Below are 10,310 nucleotides of genomic sequence, written 5' to 3'. Positions count from 1 at the left end.
GCGTAACCCTGGGCGCCCCGGTCGCGCCCAGCGTGCGCTCCTACAACCACCTGATGCTCCCATGACCTTCCACATCCAACGCGCCCACCTCGAACAGGTCGATGCCCTATGCGCCATCGAGCGCACGGCCGTCGAACTGTTTCGCGGCCACCGCGCGTGGCCGTCCTACCGCAATGTCTCCGTGCCGCCGGAAGTGCTGCGCGAAGCCATCGCGCGTGGATTGGTGTGGGTCGCCGTGATCGGCTCCGGCGAGCCGGTGGGCTTCATCTGGCTGGATGCGGAAGAGGGCGGCAACGCCATCGGCGTGGCCGAAATGGACGTGCTTCCTTCACACGGCCAGCGCGGCATCGGCGCGGCCCTGCTCGAACACGCCTGTGCCTGGGCGCGCATGGCCGGCTACCACCGCGTGGACCTGGGCACGCTCGCCGATGTGCCCTGGAACGCGCCGTTCTATGCGAAGCACGGCTTCCAGGTGATGGACAAGAACCTGCCCGAGTTTGATTTCGCCCGCGAACGCGATCGCGAGAACGGCTTTCCGGATGATCTGCGCGTTTTCATGAGCCGGCCGCTGGCGCCGCCCGATCCGGCCGATTGGACCGTCTGGCCCGCGCCCGCCAAGCTGAACCTGTTCCTGCGCATCGTCGGCCGTCGCCCGGATGGCTACCACGAGCTGCAGACCGTCTTCCGCCTGCTCGACTGGGGCGATGAGATCCGCCTGCGCGTCCGCCGTGACGGTGAGGTACACCGCCTGACCGAGGTCCCCGGCGTGGCGGCCGACACCGACCTGGTGGTGCGGGCTGCCCGGCTGTTGCAGCCCCAGGCGCCGGCAGGGGCGGGCGTGGATATCGAGGTGGATAAGCGCATCCCCATGGGCGGTGGCCTCGGCGGCGGCAGCTCGGATGCAGCCACCGTGCTGGTGGCCCTGAACCGCCTTTGGGGCGCCGGCCTGGACGACGACACGCTCGCCGAACTGGGCCGCCAGCTGGGTGCCGACGTCCCGGTGTTCGTGCGCGGGCGCTCGGCCTGGGCCGAGGGCATCGGCGAAAAACTGACGCCGCTGGGCCTGCCCCCGCGTTGGTACGTGGTGCTGGACCCCCACGAACACGTGCCGACCGGGGCGCTTTTTCAAGCGTCTGAATTGACACGAAATGCTCCGCCCGCCACAATTTCATCCTTTGCTTCGGGCGAAACGGTCGAGAACGCTTTCGCGCCCGTGGTCCGCGCGCGACATCCGCGTGTGGCTGCGGCGCTGGAATGGCTCGACGGCTTCGGCCGGGCAAGGCTTTCTGGCAGCGGTGCCTGCGTGTTCCTGGAGACAGGCGACGTGGAACGTGCCGAAGCCATCGCGGAGCGGTGTCCCGCCCATTTCACGGCCCACGTGGCCAGGGGCGAAGATGTTTCTCCGTTGCATGTCGCCCTGGCGCGCTATCGCGGTGTCGGCGGGAACGGCAAGTAGAAAATCCAGTTGTTACTGGGGCGTCGCCAAGCTGGTTAAGGCACMGGATTTTGATTCCTGCATGCGAAGGTTCGAATCCTTCCGCCCCAGCCATTCATATGGCTCACACAGGTTCTAGAGAAATGACTGTCGACATCTCCGGCCCGATGCTCTTCACCGGCAACGCGCACCGCGCCCTCGCCGAGGATGTGGCTCAACGCCTGGGTGTGCCGCTGGGCAAGGCGCTGGTCAGCAAGTTCAGCGACGGCGAAGCCCAGGTGGAAATCGAAGAAAACGTTCGCCGCCAGGAAGTCTTCGTGTTGCAGCCTACGGGCGCGCCGAGCGCAGAGAACCTGTTCGAGCTGCTGGTGCTGGTGGATGCGCTCAAGCGCGCCTCGGCCGCCAGCGTGACGGCGGTCATCCCGTACTTCGGTTATGCCCGCCAGGATCGTCGTCCGCGCTCGGCGCGTGTGCCGATCACGGCAAAGATGGTGGCCAAGATGATCGGCACCTCGGGTGTGGATCGCGTGCTCACGGTTGACCTGCACGCCGACCAGATCCAGGGCTTCTTCGACATCCCGGTGGACAACGTCTATGCCTCGCCGGTGCTGCTGGCGGACATCTGGCGCAACTACAGCATGGACGACCTGATCGTGGTCAGTCCGGACGTCGGCGGCGTGGTGCGTGCGCGTGCCATGGCCAAGCGCCTGGACGATGCGGATCTGGCCATCATCGACAAGCGTCGCCCGAAGGCGAACGTGGCCACCGTGATGAACATCATCGGTGAAGTCGACGGCAAGACCTGCGTGCTGGTCGACGACATCGTCGACACCGCCGGCACCCTGTGTGCGGCTGCTGCGGCTCTTAAAGAGCGCGGCGCCCGCAAAGTGGTGGCGTACTGCGTGCATCCGGTGCTGTCGGGTGCAGCGCTGAAGAACATCGAAGGCTCCCAGCTCGACCAGCTGGTGGTCACCAACACCTTGCCGCTGCGCCCGGAAATCGCCGCATGCAGCAAGATCCGTCAGCTCTCGGTCGCCGAGCTGCTGGCGGAGACGATCCGCCGCATCGCCTTTGGCGAGTCGGTGAGCTCGTTGTACATCGACTGAGTTTTCGCGGCGGGCGAGAGCCTGCCGCTGTTTCACGGCTCCTCTGGTCGCGGGGGAGTCGCATGACTGCCGCGAGGCAGCTCACTTTTGATAGGTAATGCCCACATGGCTACGACTCATGAAATCAAGGCTTCGGCCCGTAATGACGAGGGGAAAGGTGCGAGCCGCCGCCTGCGTCATACCGGCGTCGTTCCTGCTGTTGTCTACGGTGCCGGCCAGGCCCCGCAGAGCATCCAGATCGAACACAACACCATCCTGCTCGCTGCCAAGCACGAGTGGTTCTTCTCCTCGGTGCTCGACCTGAACATCGATGGCAAGGTGCAGAAGGTGCTGGTGCGTGACTGGCAGAAGCACCCGTACAAGCTGCAGATGCTGCACATGGACTTCCTGCGCGTCGACGAGAACGCTGCCCTGCGCGTCAAGGTGCCGGTGCACTTCCTCAACCAGGACAAGTCGCCTGCCTCCAAGACCTCGGGCGTGGTGATCTCGCACAACCTGACGGAAGTGGAAGTCTCCTGCCTGCCGAAGGACCTGCCGGAGTTCATCGAACTGGACCTGACCGACCTCAAGCCGGGCGACATCGTCCACTTGTCGCAGCTCAAGCTGCCCAAGGGCGTGGAAATCGTTGCCCTGCACCTGGGTGCGGACCACGACACGGCCGTCGTCACCGCCAACACGGTGAAGGAAGAAGTCGACGAGACCCCGGCCGAGGGCGAAGCCGCCCCGGCGCCGGAAGCTCCGAAGAAGTAAGTCGCTGCGGCCCATGTCCTCGCGGGCATGGGCCGTTCGATCTTATGGCGGGTCTTCGACTCATTGTCGGACTGGGCAATCCCGGTGCCGAATATCTCCGAACCCGGCACAACGCCGGGTTCTGGTTTGTTGACGCCCTGGCGTCAGGGCAGGGCGAGCGCTTCGGCTTCGACGGCAAGCTGCATGGCGAGACCTGCAAGGTCCGTATCGGCGGCGAGCCGGTATGGCTGCTCAAGCCCTCCACTTTCATGAACAAGAGCGGCATCGCTGTCGTTTCGGCGCTGCGCTACTACAAGATCGAACCGGAAGAGTGCCTCGTCGCACACGACGAGCTGGATCTCGATCCCGGCACCGTGCGCTTGAAGTTCGACGGCGGACACGGCGGCCAGAATGGTTTGCGCGACATCGTTGCGCACCTGGGTCACGCCAAATTCCATCGCCTGCGCGTCGGTATCGGTCATCCCGGTCACAAGGACAGGGTCACCTCGTGGGTGCTGGGGCGAGCGTCCGAGAAGGATGAGAACGCCATCATCGACGGCATCTCGCGCGCGCTTGATGTGCTGCCGCTGGCGGTCGATGGGCAGTTTGATAAGGCGATGCAGAAACTCCATACACCGGTGGGTTGAGATCGCCCGCTGCGGCGCTTGGGCACCAAGCGGAAAGCGTTGCGCGGCATCGACCCTTTACCATTCACCACTTACTGGCGCGTCAGCGCCGAATCTACGGAATTTCAATGGGCATCAAATGCGGCATCGTCGGCCTGCCTAACGTCGGCAAGTCCACTCTGTTCAACGCGCTGACCAAGGCGGGCATCGCGGCTGCCAACTTCCCGTTCTGCACCATCGAGCCGAACGTGGGTGTGGTGCCGGTGCCCGATCTGCGTCTCAATGCGCTGTCGGACATCGTCAATCCGCAGAAGGTGATCCCCACCGCCGTCGAGTTCGTCGACATCGCGGGCCTGGTCGCGGGCGCTTCCAAGGGCGAAGGCCTGGGCAACAAGTTCCTCGCCCACATCCGCGAAGTGGACGCGATCACCCATGTGGTGCGCTGCTTCGAGCACACCGACATCATCCACGTGGCCGGCAAGGTCGACCCGATCGCCGATATAGAGACCATCGATACGGAACTGGCGCTGGCCGATCTCGATTCCGTCGAGAAGGCGCTGAACCGCGCCGAGCGCGCCGCCAAGGCCAACGACAAGGAAGCCATGGCCAGGAAGCCGGTGCTGCAGAAGCTTGCCGCCGGTCTCAACGAAGGCAAGTCCGCGCGCAGCCTGGGCCTGGACGAGGAAGAAAAGGCGCTTGTACGCGACCTGTTCCTGCTCACGCTCAAGCCGCTCATGTACATCGCCAACGTGCGCGAAGACGGCTTCGAAAACAATCCGCACCTCGACGCCGTGCGCGCTCGCGCCGTGACCGAAGGCGCCGAAGTCGTGCCGGTATGCGCGGCGATCGAAGAAGAGATGTCGCAGCTCGAAGACGCCGACCGCGACGAATTCCTCAAGGATCTGGGCCTCGACGAGCCGGGCCTCAACCGCGTCATCCGCGCCGGCTACAAGCTGCTCAACCTGCAGACCTACTTCACTGCCGGCGTGAAAGAGGTGCGCGCCTGGACGATCAAGCGCGGCTTCACCGCWCCGCAGGCAGCAGGCGTGATCCACACCGACTTCGAGCGCGGCTTCATCCGTGCCGAAACGGTGAGCTACGATGATTTCATCCAGTACAAGGGTGAAGCCGGCGCCGCCGCGGCGGGTCGCTTGCGCAAGGAAGGCAAGGAATACATCGTCAAGGACGGCGACGTTCTGCACTTCCTCTTCAACGTCTGATCGGTCGATCGATCCATGAAAAAGCCGCGCATTGCGCGGCTTTTTTTGTGCGTGCGGTTGGGTCCGCAGAAAAGACCGCGTGACTGCTCACGCGGTCTTTCGAAGTGAAATGAGTGCTTTCGATCAGAACTTGACCGTCACGCGAGCCCACCAGTAGCGGCCCATCAGGTCGAAGTCGGATGGATCGGTATTGGCGTTGAGCGTGTTGTTCGCGTAGAGCATGGGCGGCTGCTTGTCGAACAGGTTGTTCACACCGAAGTCCAGACGGGTGTTGATGCTGGCCAGGTTGTAGCCGACCGAAACGTCGTTGTAGACCGTCGCGCCGTACTTGAGGACGGTGCCCGACACGCCGTTCGGTGAAGTGTCATTCGTGGATCCTGCGGCTCCGCCGTTCTGGAAGCGACTGATAAACCGCATGCGCCACTGTGCACTCCAGCCGCCACTCTGCCAATCCACAAAGCCCTGTGCGCGCCAGCGCGGAAACAGGCAGACGCCGGAGTTGTTGGGGCAAGCTGCCAGCTGTGCTGAGCCGAATGGCAGGAGATGGCCGACATCCTTGAACGTTACATTGCCAGTTTGTCCGGGGGCAGTGTTCTGTGTGAAGTACTTTAGATAGGTGGCATTGACGCCGATGTTGAATTGTCCGACCGCGAACTGCGGCAGCTTGTAGTTGGCTGACCAGTCGATGCCGCCCGTGCTCAGGCTGCCCAGATTCGCGACCGGTTCTATGGAGGACTGCGTCAATTGACCCGCATTCTCACCGGCGGGCGTTCGGCTGATGTACCGGCAAAAGACCGTCTGGCCTGCTGCGCAAAGGTCGAGCACGCTCTGCAGGCCGGCTGAGGTAATCGTGTTGTTCAGATACACGTGCCAGAAGTCGAGCGTGGTCGATAAGCCGGAGACATACGACGGGCTATAGACGAGACCAAGGTCGAACGACTTGCCGGTTTCGGGTTTGATCGGGAAGCCTGCGAGCATGGCGCCCTCCCCAATGGCGGCACCTTGCCCGCCATTGGTTGGATCCAGGAGGACATTCTCAAAGMTGCCGTTGGTCGGCACGTACTGGCAGGCCATTGCCAGTGGCGAGCCTGCGGGGGCGCCTCGATAGCCGGTGCAAGGATCCCTCTTGATGCTGGGTGCGCCGGCAGACGAGGAGAACAGTTCTCCCAGGTTGGGCGCGCGAAAGACTTGCTGCATCGTGCCGCGCACCAGCAAATCATCGATCGGCTTCCATTCCAGTGCGAACTTGAAGTTGTTCGTGCTGCCGAAAGTATTCACGCGGGTGTAGCGATCGCCGATGGTGAGGTTCAGAGATTGCGCGGCGGGAAGATTGGAAAGAATCGGTATGAGCGTTTCGGCATACAGATCCTTGGAGCTGTAACCGCCAGACATATTGGCAACGCATTGGCTGCCAAGGATGCAGGAGCCACTGGCGGGGTTAAGCAAAAGTTCTGGGCTCGTGATCGTATTTTCGTATTCCTTCCGGTACTCATAGCCCACTGCCAGTTGTACGGCGCCTGCTGGCAGGTTGAACAGCTCGCCGCCGATGCCCGCATGCCAAGTCTTCTGGATGGAATAGTCGTTGCTGACGGCAACGGTATTGGCCTGCTTGAGTGCGGCAACCGAGCCTGGCGAGTACAGATTGAACGGGTCGAACTGGCAGGAGATCGGGTCCGTGCCTGCCGGACAGGTCGCCGTGCCATTGGCATTGAGTACGGAGGGGCCCGAGTACAGCTGGGTCTGGTTGACCAGGCCACTGGTCGTGGTCGTGATGCTCTGATGGCCGTAGTTGTAGCCGACGTCCCAGTTCCAGCTCTTTTCCAAAACAGTGAAATCGCCGCGGAATCCCGTATTGATCTGGGCATCCTCGCGACCGGTCGCGGCGATGCGATAGCCAAGCGAGGCGAGTCGCGATTTGAACGAGGCACCGGTGCCGCCCCAGGCCTTTCCAGGAACCGGATTGAAGGCGTTCTTGGGGTCCACCTGATAGCCCGTGTTGGCACCGAAGACCGCCGGGGCGAGTTGGAAGTTCGATGACGTCTTCTCGTAAACGGCGTCCAGATAAGCGGTGACGTGATCGCCGAGGCGGTAGTCGCCGCTGAGGAATCCGCCGGTGCGCTCCTGCGGCGTCATGATCAGGTTGACCGCTGCATAGTTATATCGATCGGCGGCGGTGTAGCAGTGGTAGTTGGCCGGCGTCATCGCTTGGGCGTTGCCACCCGGATTCAATGACACACGACGCGAAGCGCAGTTGGCGAATGCCGTGGCAGCAGCGCTACCGGCGGGGATCTGAATATTGCCGTAGGGCGTCGACGGGGAGCCGCCGATCGAAACTTGGTTCCCTTTCAAGGACAGCGCATTCTTGGAGAACGCACGATTGCCCGATTCGACGCCATCCTGCTTGTTGTAGTTGATGCCGGCCATGATGCTGCCCTTCTCGGACGTCTGGCCAAAGGTGAAGGTGTAACCGCTCTGTGCCCCATCGTTGCGATCGGACTGCCCGACGTTCGCGGTGAAGGTGGCGCCCTGATAGTTCTTGCGCAGGATGAAATTGACCACGCCGCCAATCGCATCGGAGCCATAGGTGGCCGAGGCGCCGGTGGGTAGCACCTCGATGCGCTCGATCGCATCGGCCGGGATCGCGTTCGGGTCTTTGCTCAGCAGACGCTGGCCGTTGACGAGAATCAGCGTGCGCTTAGCTCCCAGTCCGCGGAGGTTGATGGACGAGGCTCCCGTGCCGCCGCTGTTGTTGACCTGTGGGTTGATGTTGCCGCCGGTCATCGCCGGCAGCTGCTGCACCAGATCGCCCAGCGTCTGCCTCCCAGTCGCCTGGATGGCGGCGCGATCGATGGTGACGACGGGACTGGCCGTCTCGACGTCCACGCGGCGGATCAGTGATCCGGTCACAGTGACGGTTTCCAGCGTCTTGCTCTTGGCCTGATTCGCGCCGGCGTCCTGTGCGAAAGCCGCGGTTCCGCAGCTGCTGATGACAAGTGCACTGAGCGCCAGTCGCACCGATCCGCAGAGTTTGTTCGTCCTAAAGTTCATCCGATCTCCCCGTCCAATTAGGTTTTGGTTAAGTGGTGTGGACGGTACGCAGGAGTCGGGAATTTCGATGTCGGGCCATTTCAGAGTCGCGCATCGGATAAGTCCGATAAGGCTCCGTCGCAAAGCGGTAGGAATTGTCGGATTTCCACCCGCCTATTGGCTGCTGTATAGGCATCGTCGGGACGCTTCTAACTCCGTCGTGGTGTGCTTGTCGGGCCGACGGCCGCGTGCTGTGATGCCCGCATGACTGCACTGCGCATGCGACTGGCACGCAAGGACGACGCACCGGCCATCGCGCGGCTGGCGCGCCGCGTGGTGCGCCGCTGGATAGTTCCGGAGCAGCCGCCGGTGGCCGTGATTGCGCTGGAGGAGTCGCTGCGGGTAAGCGTTATCCGCGAGAAAATCGCGGCGGGGCAGCGTTTCCATCTGGCCTTTGTCGATGGCGTGCTCGTCGGCGTGGCCGCGGTGCGCAACGACAGTCACGTGTTTCAGTTGTTTGTCGGCACGCGATACCAGGGGCAGGGCATCGCCAGGAGATTGTGGGAGCGCCTGTGCCGCGATTGCGTCCGACGGGCCGGCACGCGGACTTTCACGCTTAATGCAGCACCGGGCGCCGTTCCGGTCTATCTCCACATGGGCTGTGAGATCGATCACGATCCCGCTCGCGTGCTCGGCAAAGTCATCTCCGTCCCGATGATCTACCGCGTCGACGACCATGCCTGAGCAAGATCGGCCGTGTGCGGCCGCACGCCGCAGCGCATAATTGGCGCCTATCCCGTTCCTGGAGTCACCGGTCCATGCCCGGCAAGCAGCACGAAGTGAACTTCCGTTTCCTGGCCCAGCCGACCGACGTCAATTTCGGCGGCAAGGTGCACGGCGGCATGGTGATGAAGTGGATCGACCAGGCCGGCTACGCCTGCGCCGTGGCGTGGAGCGGTGCGTACTGCGTCACCGCGTCGGTCAGCGGCATCCAGTTCGTGAAGCCCATCCTCATCGGCGACCTGGTCACGGTACGCGCCCGCCTGATCCACACGGGGCGCTCCAGCATGCACATGGCCGTGGACGTGCTGGCGAGCGACCTGCGCAAAGACGAGCACCGCCTGGCCACCAGTTGCGTGATGGTCTTCGTGGCGCTCGATGCGCCCGACGGCAGGCCCACGCCGGTGGCCGCCTGGGAGCCGCGCGACGACCACGAGCGCCAGCTGCAGGAGCAGGCCATGCGCCTGATGAATCTTTCCAAGGAGATGGAGCAGCTGGTGGACGCCAAGGTCGCCGAAAACATCTGACGGACGTGTCTGAAGCGGTGAAAAAAATCGCCAGAAAACGTCAATTTTCCCGTCAGAGGTGTTGACAGCTTCGAGGCTGATCCACACAATAGCCGTTCTTTGTTGGAGGGATACCCAAGCGGCCAACGGGGGCAGACTGTAAATCTGCTGGCTTACGCCTTCGGTGGTTCGAATCCACCTCCCTCCACCAGACGAGTTCCGCGCAGGGCGGGAGTAGTTCAATGGTAGAACATCAGTTTTCCAAACTGATTACGCGGGTTCGATTCCCGCCTTCCGCTCCATTGGCTCTCGTAGTTTTTGCTGTTGCAGTGCTCATGTAGCTCAGTCGGTAGAGCACTTCCTTGGTAAGGAAGAGGTCGCTGGTTCGATTCCAGTCATGAGCACCATCTCACCGCGGTCCGCGGGTATCACCTTACTTTTCAACATTTGACTCCATCGGGGTTTTAGACGTATGGCAAAGGGTAAATTCGAACGCACCAAGCCGCACGTCAACGTCGGCACGATTGGTCACGTGGACCACGGCAAGACGACGCTGACGGCCGCACTGACCAAGGTCGGCGCAGAGCGCTTCGGTGGCGAATTCAAGGCGTATGACGCGATCGACGCGGCGCCGGAAGAGAAGGCACGCGGCATCACGATTTCGACGGCGCACGTCGAATACGAATCGCCGAACCGTCACTACGCCCACGTGGATTGCCCGGGCCATGCTGACTACGTGAAGAACATGATCACGGGTGCCGCGCAGATGGACGGCGCGATCCTGGTGTGCTCGGCCGCTGACGGCCCGATGCCGCAGACCCGCGAACACATCCTGCTGTCGCGCCAGGTGGGCGTGCCGTACATCGTCGTGTTCCTGAACA

Annotated in this window: 9 protein-coding genes and 4 tRNA genes; 12 read left to right on the top strand and 1 reads right to left on the bottom strand. The window is 62.8% G+C overall.

Annotation, left to right across the window (positions count from 1 at the left end; translation table 11 throughout):
• The first annotated feature begins 61 nt into the window (after nt 1-61).
• From ispE to ychF, 6 genes are all read left to right on the top strand, one after another.
• Entirely contained in the window at nt 62-1,456 is a 1,395-nt protein-coding gene (gene ispE, locus AC1DMG_RS16445; RefSeq protein ID WP_441605568.1) for a 4-(cytidine 5'-diphospho)-2-C-methyl-D-erythritol kinase, read from the top strand.
• A 16-nt stretch (nt 1,457-1,472) separates the two neighbouring features.
• A tRNA-Gln gene (locus tag AC1DMG_RS16440) sits at nt 1,473-1,549 on the top strand.
• Nucleotides 1,550-1,602: 53 nt separating this feature from the next.
• On the top strand, nt 1,603-2,541 hold the full coding sequence (locus AC1DMG_RS16435; RefSeq protein WP_441605582.1) for a ribose-phosphate diphosphokinase: 939 nt from the start codon (nt 1,603-1,605) through the stop codon (nt 2,539-2,541).
• A 105-nt stretch (nt 2,542-2,646) separates the two neighbouring features.
• Nucleotides 2,647-3,291: a 50S ribosomal protein L25/general stress protein Ctc gene (locus tag AC1DMG_RS16430; RefSeq protein WP_441605567.1), complete on the top strand. Its 645-nt coding sequence runs from the start codon at nt 2,647-2,649 to the stop codon at nt 3,289-3,291.
• Nucleotides 3,292-3,335: 44 nt separating this feature from the next.
• On the top strand, nt 3,336-3,917 hold the full coding sequence (gene pth / locus AC1DMG_RS16425) for an aminoacyl-tRNA hydrolase (protein WP_477177740.1): 582 nt from the start codon (nt 3,336-3,338) through the stop codon (nt 3,915-3,917).
• A gap of 107 nt (nt 3,918-4,024) precedes the next feature.
• Nucleotides 4,025-5,116, top strand: coding sequence for a redox-regulated ATPase YchF (gene ychF, locus AC1DMG_RS16420; protein ID WP_441605565.1), 1,092 nt, complete (start codon nt 4,025-4,027; stop codon nt 5,114-5,116).
• 123 nt (nt 5,117-5,239) lie between these two features.
• Here ychF and AC1DMG_RS16415 read toward each other — a convergent pair whose 3' ends face one another.
• A complete protein-coding gene (locus tag AC1DMG_RS16415; protein WP_477180772.1) occupies nt 5,240-8,287 on the bottom strand; it encodes a TonB-dependent receptor plug domain-containing protein in 3,048 nt (1,015 codons plus the stop codon).
• A gap of 120 nt (nt 8,288-8,407) precedes the next feature.
• On the opposite strand from AC1DMG_RS16415, the gene AC1DMG_RS16410 reads away from it, so the two are divergent.
• From AC1DMG_RS16410 to AC1DMG_RS16385, 6 genes are all read left to right on the top strand, one after another.
• Entirely contained in the window at nt 8,408-8,887 is a 480-nt protein-coding gene (locus AC1DMG_RS16410; protein WP_477177738.1) for a GNAT family N-acetyltransferase, read from the top strand.
• Nucleotides 8,888-8,961: 74 nt separating this feature from the next.
• Entirely contained in the window at nt 8,962-9,450 is a 489-nt protein-coding gene (locus tag AC1DMG_RS16405; protein ID WP_441605562.1) for an acyl-CoA thioesterase, read from the top strand.
• A gap of 104 nt (nt 9,451-9,554) precedes the next feature.
• Nucleotides 9,555-9,640: transfer RNA gene (locus AC1DMG_RS16400), tRNA-Tyr, on the top strand.
• Nucleotides 9,641-9,657: 17 nt separating this feature from the next.
• A tRNA-Gly gene (locus AC1DMG_RS16395) sits at nt 9,658-9,731 on the top strand.
• A gap of 29 nt (nt 9,732-9,760) precedes the next feature.
• A tRNA-Thr gene (locus AC1DMG_RS16390) sits at nt 9,761-9,836 on the top strand.
• Between the two features lie 65 nt (nt 9,837-9,901).
• A partial coding sequence (locus AC1DMG_RS16385) for a GTP-binding protein (protein ID WP_477180771.1) occupies nt 9,902-10,310 on the top strand: 409 nt, incomplete at its 3' end.

It is taken from the genome of Dyella sp. 01N36 (genome assembly GCF_056399745.1).
The sequence above is the reverse complement of the archived record's forward strand: the minus strand, read 5'-3'. Positions and strand labels throughout refer to the sequence as shown.